Genomic DNA, 20,226 nt, shown 5'->3' with positions numbered 1-20,226 from the left:
GGGGGTGATTAAACTAGGTGATCACAAGCGTTTTGCAACTTTCGTTACCATTACTCCCTTGCTAACCTCTGCCCTGCCCACCACCGGTACCCCAAGTTCCCCCCCCGAGGCGAGTCCCCTGCGCTGTACGGGAGCCTATGCCCTGATTGATAGTTTATACCGGCATGGGGTAAAGCATATTTTTGGCTATCCCGGAGGGGCGATTTTGCCCATCTACGACGAGTTATACCGCTGGGAAGCCCAGGGTAAAATGCAACATATTCTGGTACGCCATGAGCAGGCCGCCGGTCATGCCGCCGATGGGTACGCCCGGGCGACGGGGCAGGTGGGGGTGTGTTTTGGCACCTCCGGGCCGGGGGCGACCAACCTGGTGACGGCGATTGCTACCGCCCACATGGATTCGATCCCGATGGTGATCATTACGGGACAGGTGCGCCGGTCGGCGATTGGCAGTGATGCGTTTCAGGAAACGGATATTTTTGGCATTACCCTGCCGATTGTGAAACACTCCTACGTGGTGCGTGACCCGAAGGATATGGCACGGATTGTGGCGGAGGCGTTTTACATTGCCAGTACGGGGCGACCGGGGCCAGTGCTGATTGATATTCCCAAGGATGTGGGGGAGGAAAGTTTTGATTATGTGCCGGTGGCACCGGGGGATGTGAAACTGGCTGGGTATCGCCCGACGGTGAAGGGAAATCCCCGGCAAATTGCCCAGGCGACCCGGTTGTTGTTGTCTGCCCAACGGCCTTTGTTGTATGTGGGGGGTGGGGCGATTGCCGCCGGGGCACACCGGGAAATTCGCCAGTTGGCGGAGTTGTTGCAGATTCCGGTGACCACCACCCTGATGGGCAAGGGGGCGTTTGATGAGCGGCATCCGCTGTCTGTGGGGATGTTGGGGATGCACGGGACGGCCTATGCGAATTTTGCCATCAGTCGGTGTGATGTGTTGGTGGCGTTGGGGGCCCGGTTTGATGACCGGGTGACGGGGAAATTGGCGGAGTTTGCCCCCTATGCCCGGGTGATCCATGTGGATGTGGACCCGGCGGAAGTGGGCAAGAATCGCCCGCCGGAGGTGCCGATTGTGGGGGATGTGCGACAGGTGTTGGTGGATTGGTTGGAGCATTTGCAAACCGTTTCCCTGCCGGAGCCGGGCCAGACCCAGGCGTGGTTGGCGCAAATCCAGGCGTGGCGGCGGGATTATCCCCTGGTGGTACCCCGGGAGGGGGAATTGCTCTCGCCCCAGGAGGTGATTTATCTGTTGGGGGAATTGGCGCCCGATGCCTACACCACCACGGATGTGGGGCAACACCAGATGTGGGCGGCGCAGTTTTTGCCGAATGGCCCCCGCCAGTGGATTTCCAGTGCGGGTTTGGGGACGATGGGCTTTGGCTTACCGGCGGCGATGGGGGTGCAAGTGGCTCTGCCGACTGCCCAGGTGATTTGCATTGCCGGGGATGCCAGTGTGCAAATGAATATCCAGGAGTTGGGGACGTTGGCCCAGTACGACCTGCCGGTGAAAACGGTGATTATCAATAATTTCTGGCAGGGGATGGTGCGCCAGTGGCAGGAAGCCTTTTACCAGGAGCGGTATTCCCATTCGGCGATGCGGGCGGGGATGCCGGATTTTGTGCAATTGGCGGCGGCCTACGGGGTGAAGGGAATGTTGGTGCAGTGCCGGGAGGAATTGCGCCCTGCTCTGGAGGAATTGTTAGCCCATCGGGGGCCGGTGCTGATGGATGTCCACGTCAACCCGGCGGAAAATTGCTACCCGATGATCAAACCCGGTCGTAGTAATGACCAGATGTTGGGTTTGCCCGAGGTTGCCCCGGTGACTGCCACCTGTCCCGCCTGTCAGGCGCCAGTGGAACCCCACTACCGGTTTTGTCCCGCCTGTGGGCATGGGTTGGCAAGGTAACTTTTGTCCATAGCCATCTCAGCCGGTCTATGGGAATCACAAAGTTACTAAAAACCAAAGTGGGGCAGTTGCCTGCGGCTTTTGGCGTTTTAACCCTGTGATTGCATTTATTCCCCCCTGGTGGTTGCAGAATGGTTTCGCCATGACCCTGTACACCGCTGGGTTAAGCCGTCACTTGGAAGTAAAATTGCCCCGGCTGGCGTATCAGGAATATGTTTTCTCTGGCGCTGGCGGTGTTCCCATCTTTGGGCAGTGGGTGGTGCCCCGGCAGACTAAGGGAACCATCATTGCCACCTACGGGATTACAGGCAGTTTGGCAGATCAGAAGTACTTACATTTGCTGGCTTACTGGGCAGTACAACGGGGGTATGGGGTGGTGCTGTTTGATTGGCGGGCGCACGGTCGCACCGGTCAGTTATCCCCCGCTTTGCCTTCCGATGGCATCCAGGAGGGGCAGGATTTTCTGGCGGTGGCGGTGGGGGCACAGAGGTTGGGGTGTCCGCCTCCCTATTGGTTTATGGGCTATTCCCTGGGGGGGCAGTTGGCGCTGTGGGCGGGTTGGGCGGCAGTGGACGCGGCGAGTCCTTTGCCCCGGGAGCAGGTGGGGGGGGTGATTGCGGTTTGCCCCAATTTGGATGCGGGTCGTTCCCTAGCCTATCTGATGGCGCACCCCTGGGGACGGTATCTGGAGCGGGCGATCACCCGGGAATTGCAAAAGTTGGCGCACCAGCTTTACCTGGCGCATCCCCAGGAGATTGATGGAGCCGCCATCGCCCGGGCGCACAGCATTTGGACGTTTGACCAGGAGTTGGTGATTCCTCGGTTGGGGTTTGCGACGGTGCAGGACTATTATGCCGCCACCAGTCCCTTGCGGTTTTTGGGGGAATTGACCCTGCCGACCCTGATTCTTTACGCTGAGGATGACCCCCTTTTTGACCCTACCATTATTCTCGATTTGGTACAGCTGACTGCCCAAAATGCCTGGATTGATTTAGTATTGACAAAGTACGGCGGTCATGTGGGCTATTACAGCAGTCGGGCGGGGCAACAATTGGCGGCTGACCCGGATCGGTGGTGGGCATGGCATCGGGTTTTAGACTGGATAGATGGGCATTCCCCCCCTACAGTCCGGCAACTTCCCTGCCCCGATGGACATCATTACTGAAAACCCATGACCCTCAATTCCTCACCATTATTCATCCATTTCTAACCAATTCCTCACCAACACAAGGGAGCCAAAAAACCAATGCTTGGGCTGATCGTTCTGGCGCAAACCCCGTTACCTGCACCCCAACCGCCAGTTTTAGAACAACGGCTGAGTGTCAATGGGGAAACCTGGGTGGGGGCATGGCGGCAATGGCGGGATGCCCAGGGGCGGGTGCGGCTGGCGGTGAGTGAGGGGGATGCAACCCAGCGGTTGGGGATAGGGTTACGCAGTAGTCGTCGCCCCCAGGAACAGCCGGTGGTCTGGTTTCGCCCGGCGCAAAATCTGCCTGTGTCATGGCATCCGCAGTACACCCGCCGGTTTTTGGAGGTGACGGAACTGTGGGCGGACGCTGGTTGGCAAACCCAGGTGCAGGGGAATGAACTCCGCATTACCGCTCCGGTGGCACAGATTCAGGGGATTCGCCAAAGCAGTCGCCGCACGGTGATTGACCTGGATAAAATTGCCCCTTGGCGTATCCAAAGTAATGCTAATCAAACCATTTTGCGGATTTTGGCAATGGGTCGTGCCGAATTGCGCCAATCCTTTCCCAATCTGAATTTCAGTGCCCAGGCGACGGTGTTGACCTTTAACCAGCCCATGCGGGTGACAACGTTACCCAACCCACCCCGGTTGGTGGTGGAACCCCAAACTGGCGTAGAGAAGCTGACCATTCACTGGGCACCGGGGTTGCAATGGCGGCAGGAGCAGGTGCGGGGCTACGGGGTAACTTGGCTGGAGATTGACCCCCAGCAGTACACGATGCGTCCGGTGTGGGAGGGGAGTCGGGGGCAGACGGGCTTGGCACCCTTGCTGACATTGGCGCAACAGGTGCAGGGCGTGGCGGCGATCAATGGGGGCTTTTTCAACCGCAATACCCAGCTTCCCCTGGGGGCGATCCGGTGGCAGGGGCAATGGTACAGCAGTCCGATCCTCAACCGGGGCATGGTCGCCTGGAATGACCAGGGGGAATTAGCATTTGCCCGGGCGCAGTTCCAGGAGCAGGTGCGGGTGAATCAGGGGGCACCCATGAATTTACAAGCGTTAAATTCCGGGTATGTGCAAAAGGGGATCGCCCGCTATACGGCGAATTGGGGGGCGACCTACACGCCCTTGACCCAGGGAGAAACCGTGATTACGGTGACGGACGACCGGGTGGTGGGCATGGCGACTGGCAACCCGATCCCAGTGCCCTTGGCGGGGTATTTGTTGGTGGGACGGGGGTTGGACAATTTAGGCAGTCAATTTCCCCCTGGGGCGACGGTGCAACTCAGCCAGCAATGGCTCCCCCCCGCTTTGCAGAATTATCCCCACGGGTTGGGGGCAGGTCCTTTATTGCTAAATCATGGGCGGGTGGTGCTAGACCCGGAGCAGGAGCAATTTCAGCCCTTTTTCCGCCAACAAAAAGCCCCCCGCAGTGCCCTGGGGGTCAGCCGGTCGGGTCGCTGGCTGTGGGTCACGGTCGGGGGCAATGAAGCCTACCAACAGGGACCCACCTTGATGGAACTCACCCAGATCATGCAGGATTTGGGGGCAGTGGCGGCTTTGAATTTGGACGGGGGAACTTCTACGAGTTTGGTGTTGGGGGGGCAGGTGTTGGTGCCGGGGGGCAGGGTGCATAATGGGCTGGTGCTGCTACGCCGTTCTTAAGTTAACCAACTTGGTCATGGTAGAACTGAATCATGCACTGTTTGATTTTTGATTTAATTCTCTAATTCCTGGTTCTTGAGAATGCCCCCGGCTTCATGACAATTGCCAAGGAAGCAATCCTACATACGAAAATCATGCAGAGGTATTCCAAATGATCACGGCAATGCAATGGGCATGAGGCAAAAACTTGCGGGCATTTGGTCATCCCCACCGATGATGTTGCAACAAAATTGGGTGAACCTCACCTTCACCTGGCGGGGTTCGGTGATCCCAGCGGTGTTACCCCGGATCATTCTCTACAGCGCGATTGCTTTGGTCGTTGTCTTAACCCACACCTACACGGCTGGTTCCGTGCCCTTTGGGTTGGTCACCTTTACCCCGGATGTGGTGCTGGGGTTGTTGTTGGTATTTCGTACCAATACCGCCTACGACCGGTTTTGGGAGGGGCGCAAAGCCTGGGGAACGATTGTCAATGCCTCCCGCAATCTCGCCCGCCAAATCTTGGTCATGGTGGATGAATGCACCCCCCGGGATCGCCAGGAAAAGGAGCAGGCGGTGCGCCTGATTGCCGCCTATGCGATTGCCGTCAAGTGCCACCTGCGGGGACAATCGCCCCTGGAGGAATTGGTCGGTTTGCTTCCCCCGGATCGCCTGCATCTGTTGGCGGGGATGGCGCATCGTCCGGTGGGGCTGGCGTTTTGGATTGGGGATTATTTACGTTGGCAATACCAGCAACAGCATTTGAATGCCTATCAATTCAGCACCCTGGAGCAACCCTTGTCCCAATTGGTGGATGCCTTGGGGGTGTGTGAACGGATTTTGCGTACCCCCCAACCTTTGGCTTATTCGGTACATTTGCGCCATATTCTGATTTTGTACTGTTTTTTCTTTCCGTTTCGGCTGGTGTCCCAATTGGGGTGGGCGACCATTCCGGTGACGGCGATTGCCGCTTTTGTGGTACTGGGGATTGAGGAAATTGCCCTGGAAATTGAAAATCCCTTTGGCACCGACCCCAACGATTTACCCTTGGATCAGATTTGTGGGGTGATCCGGCGGGATGTGGAAGAGTTGATTTCTTTGGACAGCGGTCATGGGTTGACGCAGATGATGTTGCCCACCCCTGAATCCCTGGGGAGCTAGTTCCCTGTCCCCCGCATCGGTTAGGATCAAGGGGATAATCGGGCAACAGTGACCAGTAGAACCATGAGCAATGCGGCGGGTGTGAGTACCAAATTTGACTTGGCCGCCTACCTCCAACAGCGGCAGGAGTGGGTGGAAGAGGCGTTGGCGGCGGCACTGCCGGTACGCTATCCCGAGCGGATTTATGAAGCCATGCGCTATTCCCTGTTGGGGAGTGGCAAGCGGTTGCGCCCGATTCTCTGCTTGGCGAGTTGTGAACTGGCCGGGGGAACGGTGGCGATGGCTCTGCCCACGGCCTGTGCCCTGGAAATGGTACATACCATGTCCTTGATCCACGATGACCTCCCGGCGATGGACAACGACGACTACCGGCGGGGACGCTTGACCAATCACAAAATCTATGGGGAAGCTATTGCCATCCTCTCCGGGGATGGGTTACTCGCCTATGCCTTTGAATGGCTGGTGCGGCAAACCCAAGGGGTGCCCCCAACCAATGTGTTGGAAGTGGTCGCCCGTCTGGGTCATGCGGTGGCCGCCACGGGTCTGGTGGGGGGGCAGGTGGTGGATTTGGAATGTGAGGGCAAATCCGATGTGACGGTGGAAACGTTGCATTTCATTCACACCCACAAAACCGGTGCCCTGCTGGAAATTTCCGTGGTTTCCGGGGCAATTTTGGCCGGGGGGAGTGAGGAATTGCTGTCAGCCCTCACCCAATACGCCCGCAACATTGGGTTAGCCTTTCAAATTGTGGATGATATTTTAGACATCACCGGCACGGCGGCGGAACTGGGGAAAACCGCAGGCAAAGACCTGCAAGCCCAAAAAGTCACCTACCCCAGCCTCTGGGGGATTGAGGAATCCCGGCGGCAGGCCAAACAACTCATTCAAGAAGCCCAAGACCTATTGACCCCCTGGGGGGAGGCGGCGGTGCCCCTGCAAGCCCTGGCGGAATTTGTGGTTGCCCGCAGTCATTGAGCAGGACTCGATTAAGATAGAGGGAAACGGCGGATCAAAAGGGGAAGAGAATGGCGACCTGGAATGGGGTTTTGCTAATTGCCTTGCTGGCCTGTGGGGTTGCCCAGGTGGCCAAAGCCCTCGTCGCCCTGGTGCAACATCAGCAATGGCATCCGAAAATTCTCATCCAATCCGGGGGGATGCCCAGTTCCCATGCGGCACTGGTAGCGGCTTTAGCGGTAGCGGTGGGACAAACCTGGGGCTGGAATGGCCCGGAATTTGCCATCGCCGTGGTGGTCGCCCTGATCGTGATGTATGACGCATCGGGGGTACGGTTAGCCGCCAGCCGCCATGCCCGTTTACTCAATCAGATGGTGGACACCCTCCGCCGGGAACACGGGGAATTTCAAGACCACAACCCTCTCCAGGAATTGCTTGGTCATACTCCCGCTCAGGTCTTAGTGGGAGGACTCTTGGGTGCAACCGTCGCCCTGCTCGCCACCCCCTGGTTACAGACTTAAATATTGCCGCATCCTCTATAGCAATCTTACTTGATTTACAAACACAAAGTTTCCAGAACCCAAGACGGGGGCGGTGCCCCTGCGACCTCTATTCCATTCTCATTTAGGATTGCTATATAACCAAATTGCCGAGAACCAAGACGGGGGCGGTGCCCCTGCGACCCATATTCTAAATTCAATTAAATTAATTAAATAAATTAGGATTGCTTACGATTGCGATAGTCTCGTTAGTGCGGAATTTTGACCTTAGGGGTATTTTGTCCTGACCCAATTCCCTAAAATTTAGGACAGCACCTGGCAACACCCCATAGCGCTAACCTGGTTAAAACTTGTCAAAAGCGGTAGGGGTCGCCTATCTTACGGATAGATTTTATGTCGTTTTTGTTACAAAATTCCCATGTCACGACCCGATAGTCCGACCAAACCAGCCCCGGTGGCGGCGTTAGGCTCGCCCCTTTCGCCCCGTTTGACCGTGCGGGACGGGATTGCCCTGATCGTGGGGATTGTGGTGGGGGTGGGGATTTTTGAAACGCCGGTGTTGGTGGCGATGCATCTCCAGACGGTGCCCCAGGTGGTGCTGGCGTGGTTGTTGGGGGGGGTACTGTCCTTGGTCGGGGGGCTGTGTTTTGCCGAGTTGGGGGCGGCGTATCCCCATGCGGGCGGGGTGTACCATTACCTGGATCGCACCTTTGGTTCCCGGCTGGCGTTTTTGTTTGGCTGGGCGCGCATGACGATTATTCAATCCGGCTCGATTGTCCTGCTGGCGTTTGTGTTTGGGGATTATTGCACTCAGTTGTTGCCCTTGGGGGAATTTAGCCCGTCTTGGTATGCGGCGGCGGCGGTACTGCTTTTGACTGGCTGTAATATCCTCGGTTTGAACCCCAGCACTTGGGTACAGGCGGGGCTGAGCGGTGCCAAGGTTTTGGGACTGCTGTTGGTGGTGTTGGCGGGGTGGCGGGGGGCAAGTCCGGGGGGGCTGACCGTTCCCGAACCAACCCACTCGGTCAACCTCGGCTTGGCGATGGTGTTTGTTTTATTTACCTACGGCGGTTGGAATGAGGCGGCTTATATTTCGGCGGAATTGCGCCAGGTGCAACGTACCCTGCCCCGTACCCTGCTGTGGGGCATTGGGCTGATTACTAGCCTGTACCTGCTGGTGAACTGGGCGTATTTGCGGGGGTTGGGGTTGGCGGGGGTGGCAAACTCCAAGGCGGTGGCGGCGGACCTCCTGCGGCAAACCCTGGGGGATGGGGGGGCGGCGGTCACCAGTGGGATCATTGCCATTTCTGCCCTGGGAGCGATCCAGGGAACCCTGATCACCGGCGCTCGCAGTAACTACGCCCTGGGACAGGATTTTAGGTTCCTGCGGGGGTTGGCGGGCTGGAACCACCGTTACGATTCCCCCGTCGGGGCGTTGGTCGGTCAGGGGGTGATTTGCTTCGCCCTGGTGGGACTGGCAACCCTCACCCGTAAGGGGTTTGCCACGATGGTGGACTACACGGCGCCGGTGTTTTGGTTCTTTATGCTGTTGGCGGGGGTGGCTTTGATAGCCTTACGCTGGCGGGAACCGGAGCGGCTACGCCCTTTTCGGGTGCCCTGGTACCCCCTCACGCCCCTGGTGTTTTGCGCCACCTGCGGGTATTTGCTCTACGCCAGTTTGGCTTACACGGGGGTGGGGGCTTTGGTGGGGGTGGGGGTGTTGGCGGTGGGGTTGCCCCTGAGTTTCCTGCCAAAATCCCCCTAAATTCCTACACTGGTTGTGATTGTTGGTGATGTGTTGGTTATGGGAGATTGTGTCATGAAGCTACGGAAGCCTTACACGTTGGTGACGGGTCTCAGCCTGGGTCTCGCCATCCTCAACCCCTGGGTCTCGCCGCCAAGAGCGAATGCCCTGCCCGTATTACCCACGTTTGGGGAAACCATCGCCAAGGATGTGCCCTATGTGCCCACCCCCCAGGAAGTGGTGGATGCGATGCTGAAAATCGCCAATGTCAATAGCCAGGATGTCCTGCTGGATTTGGGCAGTGGGGATGGGCGGATTGTGATCACCGCCGCCAAAGATTACAAAGTCCAGAAAGCCGTGGGTGTTGAAATTGACCCCGCCTTAGTCGCCGAAAGCCGCCGTAATATTGAAAACGCTGGGGTGGCAGACCGGGCGGAAATTATCCAACAAAATCTCTTTAACACGGATTTGAGTAAATACACCGTCATCACTATGTATCTTCTGCCCAGTGTAAACCTGCGCCTGCGTCATAAACTGTTGCGCCTGAGACCGGGCACCCGCATCGTCTCCCACGCCTTTGATATGGGGGACTGGAAACCCAATGAGGTGCGGCAGGTGGATGGGCGGACGGTGTATCTGTGGATTGTGCCGGAACCGGATAAGGTGAATCCCGAATTTCTCAAGGAAGTGAAGGAATAGCCCAGGGGACATTCAGCCCACCTGGCATGGCAATTTCAGACGATTTATGTGAATGACAAAGGTACTTAGAATCAGGGCGGAGCAATAAGCGAAAAGCCTTGAATCTCTAAGTATAAAATTTGCACTCACGATTCAGGTGAGATTGCCCTATCTCTTGGCACCCTTTTGCCGTAATGCTATAGTCATAGCAACGTGAGCGTGTCTTGACCATGCGGTTACCTCGTTTTTGGGTGCAGACGCTCCTGGGTATGGGGGTAGGGGTTCTTCTCGCCTTGGGAGCCAATTGGTTGTATGCCGCCGTATTTCAGCCCCCCATGCCGGTCGTATCCCCAAATCCCAGCCCCGCCGCTGTGGAAACCCGTCCCCCGGAATTACCCCCAGAAACTAAAGAATTGATTGCCCAGGCGGGGAATATCGTCAACCCACCCCGGGGGGATGTGCGGTTGATGGTGATCAGTGACTTGAATGATGCCTACGGTGCCACCACCTACGCCCCGGAGGTGACCAAGGCGATTAAACTCATGCCCTTTTGGCGACCGGATATGGTGGTCTGTAGTGGGGACATGGTGGCGGGGCAATATCCGGCGTTGACCGAGGCGCAAATGCGGGCGATGTGGGAAGCCTTTGATAAAAACGTGGCGGCTCCCCTGCGCCAAGCCAAAATGCCCTATGGGTTTACCCTGGGGAACCATGACGCTTCCAGTGCCTTGAGTGTGACCAAGAAATTCTTATTTCAAAAAGAGCGGGATATGGCGGCGGCATATTGGCGTGATCCCCGCCACGATCCGGGGGTGAAGTTTGTGGATAAATTTGAATTTCCCTTCTATTTCACCTTTGAATTTAAGGATATTTTCTTTTTGGTTTGGGACGGTTCTTCCCATCACATTCCGGCGGAGAAATTAGCCTGGGTGGAAAAGGCTTTAGCGAGTCCCCGGGCGCAACAGGCAAAGATGCGCATTTTGCTGGGACATTTGCCCTTGTATGCGGTGGCGATTGGGCGCAATGACCCTGGGGAAGTGATGGAAAATGCGGATAAATTACGCCTGATGCTGGAGAAATACAAGGTACATACCTACATCAGCGGGCACCACCATGCCTATTACCCGGCGCACAAGGGGAAATTGCAACTATTGCACATGGGGATTTTGGGGGCGGGACCCCGACCTTTGATTGCGGGCAATACCCCCCCCTGGAAAACCCTGACGATTCTGGATATTCGTTTCAACAGCCCGGAATTGACCACCTACACCACCTACGATATGCAGACGATGCGGGTGATTGACCAAAAGGTACTGCCCCGCTTCCTCGCCGGACACAACGGCATGGTGCTCCGCCGGGACGTGGATCAACTCACCGCCAGCGAACAACAGACCTGTGAGCAGCAGATCGGCGCCGCCTTGTGTACCGCTTAAAGGGTGATCCCCTTCAGGTGGTTGCGGGGGTTGAAGGTGCGGAGGTTGGCGAGTTTGGTGTACAGTTCCCGTTCGCTGGCACTCAGGTCTTTCGGAGCCACAATCTGGATTTTTAGCAGGAGGTCGCCCCGTCCCCCCGTGGCTTGGGGCCACCCTTTCCCCCGCAGGCGCAACACCTGCCCGGAACGCATCCCCGCTGGCACGGTGACGGTGACGGAGCCATCCGGGGTGGGCACTTCGATCTGCGCTCCCAAAACCGCTTCATCCGGGGTAATCGGCACTTCGGCGGTTAAATTGGTGCCATCGAACTGGAAAAACCGATGGGGTGGCAGTTCGGCAATCAGGAATAAATCCTCCCGCTGACCGGTGTAGGGCTGAAAGGGACCTTGCCCCCGCACCCGAATTTTTGTCCCTGGGCGCACCCCCGCCGGAATCCGCACCTCAAAGGACTCACTGCCGATCTGTACCCGCTTTTGCGTGCCCCGAAACGCCTCGCTCCAGGTGAGGGTAATGGGGGCTTCCTTCGGGATATTGGTGGCGTAACGACCCGTGCGCCCAGAACCTTCCCCCATGCGCCCCAGCAATTCGTTGATAAATTCTTCAAAACTGGTGTAGCGCCCAAAGTCGAAGTCAAAATCCACCTGGGGTTCGGCACTCGGGGGACGTTCCCCCACCTGTTGCCAATAACGCCCATATTGGTCATACTTGCGCCGTTTGTCCGGGTCGGAAAGCACCTCGTAGGCTTCATTGATTTCCTTGAACCGGGCTTCCGCCGTAGGATTGCCAGGATTCACATCCGGGTGGTACTGCCGTGCCAACCGCCGATAGACCCGCTTGAGTTCCTCCGGGCTGACATCCCGACTCACCCCCAGCACCGCATAGTAGTCCTTGTAGTTGGTACTCGTCATCGCCCCTAAGTTAAAGAATTACGCACAAAAATAAACCATACTGATTCCGATCCTAAGCTACTCAGCCCGGCTCCGACCAGTCCCACCCCTCCCCAGTCCCTCCCGATTGGGTTATTATTAAGAATAATGAACATTTTTTTAAGGTTCTCTACGCCCTAGGCAGGAGTTGTGTGATGAAATTGTCTTGGAGAGTCGTACTGCTGTGGTTATTACCGGTAGCCATCATCGGGTTTTTCTTTTGGCAGGGAATGATGGGGCCGGTGTGGCGGGAAAACAGCTTGAATGCGGCGACGGCACGCATGACCTACGGGCGTTTTTTGGAGTATTTGGACGGGGGTCAGGTGCAACGGCTGGACCTGTATGAGGGGGGACGCACGGCGGTGGTGGAAATTACCGACCCGGAGTTGAGCAATCGGTTCCAGCGGATTCGGGTGGATTTGCCGACGGCGGGGCCGGACCTGATCAGCCGGTTGCGGGCGGCTCATGTGGATTTTGACATTCACAGCAGTCGGAATAATGCGGCCCTGTGGGGGCTGTTGGGGAATTTGGTGTTTCCCCTGGTGCTGATTGGGGGGTTGATTTTCCTGTTCCGCCGCTCTGGGAATATGCCGGGGGGGCCGGGGCAGGCGATGAGCTTTGGTCGCTCCCGTGCCCGTTTTCAGATGGAAGCCAAAACCGGGGTGAAGTTTGCGGATGTGGCGGGGGTGGATGAGGCGAAGGAAGAATTGCAAGAGGTGGTGACGTTTTTGAAACAGCCGGAGCGGTTTACGGCGGTGGGCGCCAAAATTCCCCGGGGGGTGTTGCTGGTCGGGCCGCCGGGGACGGGGAAAACCCTGTTAGCCAAGGCGATTGCCGGGGAAGCGGGGGTGCCCTTTTTCAGCATTTCCGGTTCCGAATTTGTGGAGATGTTTGTGGGGGTGGGCGCGTCCCGGGTGCGGGATTTGTTCAAAAAAGCCAAGGAAAATGCCCCGTGTATTATTTTTATTGACGAAATTGATGCGGTGGGTCGCCAGCGGGGGGCGGGCATTGGCGGCGGCAATGATGAACGGGAGCAGACCCTGAACCAGCTTTTGACGGAAATGGACGGGTTTGAGGGGAATACGGGGGTGATTGTGATTGCGGCGACCAACCGGGCGGATGTGCTGGATGCGGCGCTCCTGCGTCCGGGGCGGTTTGACCGGCAGGTGACGGTGGACATCCCCGATATTAATGGGCGGTTGGCAATTTTACAGGTACACGCCCGCAACAAAAAACTGGATGGGAGCATTTCCCTGGACATGATTGCCCGGCGCACCCCAGGATTTTCGGGGGCGGATTTGGCGAATCTGCTCAATGAGGCGGCGATTCTCACGGCACGGCGGCGGAAGGAAGCCATCGGTCTCAGCGAAATTGATGCGGCAATTGACCGGGTGGTGGCGGGGATGGAGGGCACGCCCCTGGTGGACAGCAAGAGCAAACGGCTGATTGCCTACCATGAAATCGGTCATGCGATTGTAGGTACATTGTTGCCCCACCACGACCCGGTGCAAAAAGTCACCCTGATTCCCCGGGGGCAGGCACGGGGGTTGACCTGGTTTATGCCGGGGGAAGATGCGATGCTGGTGTCCCGGGCGCAATTGTTGGCACGGATTACGGGCACCTTGGGGGGACGGGCGGCGGAGGCGGTGGTGTTTGGGGAATCGGAGGTGACCACCGGGGCGGGAAATGACCTACAGCAGGTGGCGGCGCTGGCACGGCAAATGGTCACCCGGTTCGGCATGTCCGATTTTGGTCTGTTGTCCCTGGATGGGCAGATGGGGGAAGTGTTCCTGGGGCGGGATTTGGTCGCCCGGTCGGACTATTCCAACGAGGTGGCTTCCCTGGTGGATGCCCAGGTGCGGGAGATTGTCAGCCAATGCTATCACAGGGCGTGTGAGATTATCCGAGCAAATCGGGTGGTGATTGACCGCCTGGTGGATTTGCTGATTGAAAAAGAAACCATTGACGGGGACGAGTTTCGGCAAATTGTAGCGGAATATACGCCTTTGCCCCAGGTGACTGCCCCTGTCTAAAAGCCAAAACTGGGTATTGTTACCCCAGGGGCTCCCATCACCGATAATGGTCGTTCATGCGGGTACTCATCAGCGGTTATTACGGTTATGGGAATGGGGGGGACGAAGCCCTGTTGGTGACCCTGTTGCAGATGTTGCCGCCGGGGGTGGAGCCGGTGGTGTTGTCGGCGCAACCAGAAGTCACTCAACGCTTGTACGGGGTACGCACCTGTGACCGGTGGCGATGGGGGGACATCTGGCGGGAATTGCGGCGCAGTCAGGGGTTCCTCTGGGGCGGGGGGAGTTTGATCCAGGACAGTACGAGTTGGGGTAGTCCTTTGTACTACCTGGGGTTGATGCTCCTGGCGCAGGGGTTGGGGCGGCAAACCGTGGCTTGGGCGCAGGGGGTTGGTCCGTTGCGACGGCGGTGGGTGCGGGGGTTGGCGGGGTATGTGTTTCGCCGTTGTACCCAGGTGAGCGTGCGGGATGCCCCGGCGGCGGAGCAGTTGCAACGTTGGGGACGCTCAGGGTTGTTGGCACCTGACCCGGTGTGGGCGTTGCCGGATCAGCCCTATCCGCCTTTGAGCGACCTGCCTGCCCCCCGTATGGCGGTGATTGTGCGCCCCCATCGTTGGCTCACCCCGGTCTGGCGGGAGACCATGACCAAGGCACTGCAACAATTTCAACAGGCGACGGGGGTATGGGTGGTGCTACTGCCCTTTCAACCGGCTACGGATATGGCTTTGGCGACCGAATTACAACAGGCGTTGGGGGCGCAAACCACGATCCTGCAACCGGAACACCCTGCCCAGCTAAAAGGGGTGATGCGGGGGATTGAATTGGTGGTGACCATGCGCTATCACGGTTTGGTCATGGGGGCGGCGGCGGGGTGTCGGTGTTTTAGCTTGAGTTATGACCCGAAGGTGCGCCAATTACAGCAGGAACTGGGTATGCCCGGGCTGGATTTAGCGCAAGCACCCCCACCCGCCCATGTGTTGAGCCGCCAGTGGCTTGATTTGTATGCCAACGGGGAAGGGTTATCCCCGGAACAGGTGCAATCCTGGGTGGATCGGGCGTTGTTGCACCGGGAATTGTTGCATCATCTTTGGGCAAAATCAGACGCTTGATAACCCCTATGTGCATGAGTAAAAATAGGGCAAATTCAAATAATTTAATTTATGGGAACCTCTATTTATTGGAACCAATCATCAATCCCATCCTGGGAATGCCCATATCACCCCTGCGACCGCTAACTTTGAATTGATAGAGATGCCCAGGAAATAGAGCGATTACCAATGCCTAAAAAGGGTTGCATTCTCAATCGAAATGACTATAATTTCATAGGAAATGGACTGGCAATTGATTTCCCTAACCATTGGTTGGGTAATCACTAAGACCACTAGGGGTTATGAAATTGCCACTGTCCAAGTGACGGGGTAAAGGGGATTCAAATCGGGGGAAATTGATAATAATCATGCCCCTGGGGGTCGCTCTCAATGATTGCGCCAAACAGTTGGGCTTTTTCCCTGAGAAATGACCGGGCAACTTCTGGATCAATCCGACTTTTAGCGACCAGTTGGATCAGGGTAATTTTCCCCTTTTGATGTGCCAGTAAGTCATAAAAAGTGGTTTCTAATTGCTCCTGTTGTCGTTGCCAGCGGTAGCGTTGCCAGAGCCAGAGGATCAGAAAGCCGCCCACCCCCAAAAACAGTAACCGTTCTGCCAAAAACGCCATGATCAAACCACTATTCAATTCGCATACTTAAATCCAACCAACGGGACTGGGTAATCGGGGCACTGGTGGCAATGTAATCCACCCCGGTGGTCGCCACGGTTAACAAATTCTCTAAGGTGATATTGCCCGAGGCTTCAATTTTGATATGGGGATGGGTGGCGCGAATGAGTTGCACCGCCTGGGTCAACAATTCCGGGGACATATTATCCAGCAAAATCCGTTGGGGTGCGCAGGCGAGGGCTTCGGGAATTTGGGACAGGGTTTCCACCTCAATTTCCAACCCCAAAGGATGGGGAACCCGTTGGCGAATTGCTTGCACCGCTTGGGTAATGCCCCCGGCGGCGGCGATGTGATTTTCCTTGATCAGCACCGCATCGTCCAACCCCAACCGATGGTTGATGCCCCCTCCCACCCGCATGGCGTATTTTTCCAACAGCCGCAGTCCTGGCGTGGTCTTGCGGGTATCCACCACCTGCACCCCCGTGCCCTTGAGCCGGTCCACGTACTGCCGGGTCAGACTGGCAATGCCGCTCAATCGCATGACAATGTTCAACGCCACCCGTTCTCCCATCAACAGGGAAGCCGTTTCCCCCTGCAATTCGGCAACCATTTGACCGGGCTGAACCAGGCTCCCTTCCGTCACTTGGGGGACAAAATTGACCCCGCTATCCACCCAGTGAAACAACCGGTTGGCAATGGGCAAACCGGCAATCACGCCCGTCGCTTTGGTGCACCATACCCCCCGCCCCCGCCGCTGACCCCCCAACCCCAGGGTGGTTTGATCGCCCCGCCCCCAATCCTCCAACAGCCAGGACTTGAGGGTATCATCCAGCAACAACCAGGGCAGACCGGCCAGGGAGTCCGCAGGAGATGCAACCATAGGCCACCACGACTTTGACCGTTTTCATATAAAATTTTAACCTAGTAGCCATAATGGGAATTAAAAAAAACTATGGATGTGACACGGGGTCGGACACCGACGGCACAGGAAACCTTTGCCCAAATGGCACAGGCCGCCGGGTTACGGGGACGGGTTTTGGTGACGTTGGGGATTCTCACCCTGGCGCGTTTGGGGATTTTTATCCCGGTGCCGGGGATTGATCGCGCCGCCTTTGCCGAAAGTATTGCCCGCAATCCGGTGATTGGTTTTTTGGACATTTTCGCCGGGGGTGGTTTGTCCACCTTGGGGATTTTTGCCCTGGGGATTTTGCCCTTTATTAATGCGTCGATTATTCTGCAAATTTTAGCCGCCGCCGTCCCCGCTTTGGAGCGTTTACAAAAAGAAGAAGGGGAAGCCGGTCGCCGGAAAATTTCCCAAATTACTCGCTATGTGGCGTTGGGTTGGGCGATTCTCCAAAGTACCCTTTTAGCCAGTACTTGGGTGCGCCCTTATGCCTACAATTTTGGGGTTTTCTTTGTGATCAAAACTGCTTTGGTGTTGACCGCCGGTTCCATGTTTGTCCTGTGGTTGTCCGAATTAATCACCGAGCGGGGGATTGGCAATGGGGCTTCTCTATTAATTTTTGTGGGGATTGTGTCGGGTCTGCCCGTATCGGTCAACCGCACGGTGGAATGGGTCAAAAGTGGTGGAAACGTGGGCAGTGTGGTAATTTTACTGCTGTCCTTTTTGGCGATGATTGTGGGGATTGTGTTTGTGCAAGAGGGCATCCGCCGCATTCCGATTGTGTCCGCCCGTCGCCAGGTGGGGCGTAAATTCTATCGGGAGCAACAGAGCTATTTACCCCTGCGGTTGAATCAGGGGAATGTGATGCCGATTATTTTTGCTTCGGCGATGCTGGTGGTGCCCGCTTCTTTGGCACAATTTACCGCCAATCCGGTGTTGATTCAGGTGGCGACTTATTTATCCCCCACCGGACCAATGCCAGCACTTTATGTACTGTTTTATTTGAGTTTAATTTTGATGTTTAGCTACTTCTATACCAGTCTGGTGATGAACCCGGTGGATGTGGCGCAAAACCTGAAAAAAATGGGTTCGAGTATTCCCGGCATTCGCCCTGGGAAAGCCACCAGTGAGTATCTGGAAAAGGTGTTAAATCGGTTGACCTTTTTGGGAGCAATTTTCCTGGGTTTGGTGGCGATTTTACCCACCGCCGTGGAGAGTGCCACCCGGGTCACCACCTTTCAGGGGTTTGGAGCAACGTCCCTATTAATTATCGTGGGGGTGGCGATTGATACCGCCAAGCAGGTGCAAACCTTTGTGATTTCCCAACGCTATGAGGGCATGGTGAAACAGTAGTTATGTTACACTAAAATAGTACGCCTTAGACCTGATGATGAAAATTCATGAAAACCAATCGACCACTTTTATTCTTTACCATTCCACTATTTGCTGTAGTAGCTGCAGCAGTCACACAGCCTGCTATCGGTCGACCTCCTGAGCCTTTTCCTCCTTCTAGTCGACCTCCCGCGCCTTTTCCTCCTAACGGTCTGTCTCCAGGCATCACTCCGAGTTATCGTGACCAACAGCGGGCTTGGCGTGACATACGCAAAGCGGAAGAGACAGCGTATAGGCTCTCTTTCTTGGCAACACAAGCCTCAATAGCAAGGGCGAGCGATTTGACAAGTTTGGGCAATCGTCTCCTTAGTGATGCGCGGGGTCTATATGAGGCTGGAAAATACTTTCAAGCGGCTGAAACCGCACGTGCTGCCAAAAATGTTCATGAAGCCGCCCAAAACTTATACGAAGGCAAACTCGGCTATGTTGTGGGTCCTCGTGGGGAAGGAGTACTTACCCGTAGTTACTACGATGCGCCCTATCGAGTGTCAGAGGAGTTGTATAGAGCCGATGCAATCGTGGCTTACTACAGCTCAAACGACAGCACTGTGAGCAATTTACTTCGTTATGCCCGTGAGTTTGCAACACCATCCACATCTCCAACTGCTTCAATCCCATCCGCTAGTGCGCCTAACCTTAGCATCATGACTAATAATCGGGCAGCAATTCGCGTGGCAAAAGCAGCAATTCATCTGGTGCGAGCCGCGAACGGATTCTAGATTAAGTTAAAGAACAAGTTAATAGGTTGGTAATCCCAGTTTAGTGATTAGTAAGCTTAGGGTGCTTGAATAAAACTGCGTCCTAAGCTGAAATTCACTGCTTTAGCAATGCAACTATTATTAGGCAGTTTTTAAATAGTTAGAGATTGTAATTGCAAAATCACCTTTACCTAATGAAAAGTTGCAACAGTTTACGCAACATAACAAATCACCGCACCCGACTTGATGCTAATTTATTCGTACCATCCAAAGTCAATGATGGCGGGTGAGTTCAACCGTTATATTGCCAGCGCAATAGCGAGATGGTCGGCGGGGCGAGCTTCTAGATTTTCGGCTTCGTTGGTAGTTGGTGGGGCGACCCGTGCGCTGGAATCGGTGAAAGTCCGGGGCGATAGGCGTAGAAGTTACACAACATAACAAGTCGCTGCACCTGACCCAGTGTTATACTCTGAACAGTTCCCAAAGCTGTTAGTAGCAGGTGAGCTTAGCCGTTGGGCGGCGATTGGTTCAGAGTCTTGTTCAGAAAGCAGAGGTAAATTATGCAAGCTATAGAGTTCCCAACCATAATTAAGAACGGTGTCATCGAGATCCCTAGCCAATATCTCAGGAATCTCCCTAACCGTGTACGTGTCATCTTGCTGGGCGAACAGATGCCCAAAACCACTGTGCATTTCATGGACCAGCTCCTCGCTCATCCCGTGCGTGTTCAAGGTTTCCGCCCCTTGGCTCGCGAAGAAATCTATAGCAATCCGATTTGATTAACGAACAGAAATTTCCTAGAACCCAAGACGGAGGCGGTTCCCCTGTGACCCCTGTTTCATTCTCATTGATAGAATTGCTATAGACGTTAATTTTATGGAGGTTGCCTCGTACAGTCTATTTATCAATTAAGGGAACCTCTATAAATGAGAAATTAGCGGTCGCAGGGGGGCACCCCCCGCCCTTGGTTCTGGGAAAGATGGGCATTCCGAGGATGAGATTTTTCGTTGGTTCTAATAAATAGAGGTGCCCTGAAAGAATACAAAAAGCCTCGATTATTCTAAAGGCTTAGCATGATTGACCTACAGCGAGTGGGGTTCAATTGTATCCCATAACCACTCAAAAGACTGTATGTCAAAGCTCGTTGAACGAATCACAGTCAATCCCAAACCGTGTATTCGTGGGATGAGAATTAGTGAGAATTAGAGTATCTGATGTTTTAGATTTGTTGGTGGCGGGTCCTAGCTCCGAACAGATTTTAGAGGAACTGCCTGATCTAGAAATGGATGATTTGAAAGCAACACTTGCCTATGCGTCACGTAAACTCAATTAACCGTT

17 protein-coding genes are annotated in these 20,226 nt (G+C 55.7%); 14 read left to right on the top strand and 3 right to left on the bottom strand.

What is annotated here, in order from left to right; translation table 11 throughout:
- Positions 1 to 118: 118 nt before the first annotated feature.
- From ilvB to MLD66_RS05950, 9 genes are all read left to right on the top strand, one after another.
- The gene (gene ilvB, locus MLD66_RS05990) at positions 119 to 1,918 is read left to right on the top strand and encodes a biosynthetic-type acetolactate synthase large subunit (protein WP_247218997.1); all 1,800 of its coding nucleotides are present in this window, start codon (positions 119 to 121) and stop codon (positions 1,916 to 1,918) included.
- A 142-nt stretch (positions 1,919 to 2,060) separates the two neighbouring features.
- Positions 2,061 to 3,083, top strand: coding sequence for an alpha/beta fold hydrolase (locus tag MLD66_RS05985; RefSeq protein ID WP_247218995.1), 1,023 nt, complete (start codon positions 2,061 to 2,063; stop codon positions 3,081 to 3,083).
- A gap of 81 nt (positions 3,084 to 3,164) precedes the next feature.
- Entirely contained in the window at positions 3,165 to 4,772 is a 1,608-nt protein-coding gene (locus tag MLD66_RS05980) for a phosphodiester glycosidase family protein (RefSeq protein WP_247216021.1), read from the top strand.
- Positions 4,773 to 4,946: 174 nt separating this feature from the next.
- The gene (locus tag MLD66_RS05975) at positions 4,947 to 5,912 is read left to right on the top strand and encodes a bestrophin family ion channel (RefSeq protein ID WP_247216020.1); all 966 of its coding nucleotides are present in this window, start codon (positions 4,947 to 4,949) and stop codon (positions 5,910 to 5,912) included.
- Positions 5,913 to 5,975: 63 nt separating this feature from the next.
- A complete protein-coding gene (gene crtE / locus MLD66_RS05970) occupies positions 5,976 to 6,887 on the top strand; it encodes a geranylgeranyl diphosphate synthase CrtE (protein ID WP_247218993.1) in 912 nt (303 codons plus the stop codon).
- 50 nt (positions 6,888 to 6,937) lie between these two features.
- Positions 6,938 to 7,387, top strand: a complete 450-nt coding sequence (locus tag MLD66_RS05965; RefSeq protein WP_247216019.1) for a divergent PAP2 family protein — start codon at positions 6,938 to 6,940, stop codon at positions 7,385 to 7,387.
- Between the two features lie 397 nt (positions 7,388 to 7,784).
- On the top strand, positions 7,785 to 9,131 hold the full coding sequence (locus MLD66_RS05960) for an amino acid permease (RefSeq protein ID WP_247216018.1): 1,347 nt from the start codon (positions 7,785 to 7,787) through the stop codon (positions 9,129 to 9,131).
- Between the two features lie 54 nt (positions 9,132 to 9,185).
- Positions 9,186 to 9,809, top strand: coding sequence for a methyltransferase domain-containing protein (locus MLD66_RS05955; RefSeq protein WP_247216017.1), 624 nt, complete (start codon positions 9,186 to 9,188; stop codon positions 9,807 to 9,809).
- Between the two features lie 209 nt (positions 9,810 to 10,018).
- Positions 10,019 to 11,221 carry a metallophosphoesterase gene (locus MLD66_RS05950; RefSeq protein ID WP_247216016.1) on the top strand — a complete coding sequence of 401 codons (1,203 nt, stop codon included), beginning with the start codon at positions 10,019 to 10,021 and terminating at the stop codon, positions 11,219 to 11,221.
- Here MLD66_RS05950 and MLD66_RS05945 read toward each other — a convergent pair.
- Positions 11,218 to 12,129 carry a DnaJ C-terminal domain-containing protein gene (locus tag MLD66_RS05945; protein WP_247216015.1) on the bottom strand — a complete coding sequence of 304 codons (912 nt, stop codon included), beginning with the start codon at positions 12,127 to 12,129 and terminating at the stop codon, positions 11,218 to 11,220. The genes MLD66_RS05950 and MLD66_RS05945 overlap by 4 nt on opposite strands.
- A 173-nt stretch (positions 12,130 to 12,302) precedes the next feature.
- On the opposite strand from MLD66_RS05945, the gene ftsH reads away from it, so the two are divergent.
- Complete coding sequence (gene ftsH / locus MLD66_RS05940) at positions 12,303 to 14,180, top strand: ATP-dependent zinc metalloprotease FtsH (protein WP_247216014.1); 1,878 nt, start codon at positions 12,303 to 12,305, stop codon at positions 14,178 to 14,180.
- A 56-nt stretch (positions 14,181 to 14,236) separates the two neighbouring features.
- Positions 14,237 to 15,286: a polysaccharide pyruvyl transferase CsaB gene (csaB, locus tag MLD66_RS05935; RefSeq protein ID WP_247216013.1), complete on the top strand. Its 1,050-nt coding sequence runs from the start codon at positions 14,237 to 14,239 to the stop codon at positions 15,284 to 15,286.
- Positions 15,287 to 15,606: 320 nt separating this feature from the next.
- Here the strand turns inward: csaB and MLD66_RS05930 are convergent, their stop codons facing one another.
- Both MLD66_RS05930 and nadC read right to left on the bottom strand, forming a co-directional pair.
- Positions 15,607 to 15,894: a hypothetical protein gene (locus MLD66_RS05930; protein WP_247216012.1), complete on the bottom strand. Its 288-nt coding sequence runs from the start codon at positions 15,892 to 15,894 to the stop codon at positions 15,607 to 15,609.
- Between the two features lie 10 nt (positions 15,895 to 15,904).
- Entirely contained in the window at positions 15,905 to 16,774 is an 870-nt protein-coding gene (gene nadC / locus MLD66_RS05925; RefSeq protein WP_247216011.1) for a carboxylating nicotinate-nucleotide diphosphorylase, read from the bottom strand.
- Between the two features lie 72 nt (positions 16,775 to 16,846).
- On the opposite strand from nadC, the gene secY reads away from it, so the two are divergent.
- The 3 genes from secY (at position 16,847) to MLD66_RS14625 (ending at position 20,221) form a co-directional block, all read left to right on the top strand.
- A complete protein-coding gene (gene secY / locus MLD66_RS05920; RefSeq protein ID WP_247216010.1) occupies positions 16,847 to 18,151 on the top strand; it encodes a preprotein translocase subunit SecY in 1,305 nt (434 codons plus the stop codon).
- A gap of 47 nt (positions 18,152 to 18,198) precedes the next feature.
- On the top strand, positions 18,199 to 18,909 hold the full coding sequence (locus MLD66_RS05915; RefSeq protein WP_247216009.1) for a hypothetical protein: 711 nt from the start codon (positions 18,199 to 18,201) through the stop codon (positions 18,907 to 18,909).
- A gap of 1,174 nt (positions 18,910 to 20,083) precedes the next feature.
- A complete protein-coding gene (locus MLD66_RS14625) occupies positions 20,084 to 20,221 on the top strand; it encodes a DUF433 domain-containing protein (protein ID WP_348644344.1) in 138 nt (45 codons plus the stop codon).
- Positions 20,222 to 20,226: the final 5 nt, after the last annotated feature.

The organism is Synechococcus sp. C9 (assembly GCF_022984075.1).
Classification (GTDB): Bacteria; Cyanobacteriota; Cyanobacteriia; order Gloeomargaritales; family Gloeomargaritaceae; genus Gloeomargarita.
Note: the sequence above shows the minus strand (reverse complement) of the source record. Positions and strands in the feature narration are given on the sequence as shown.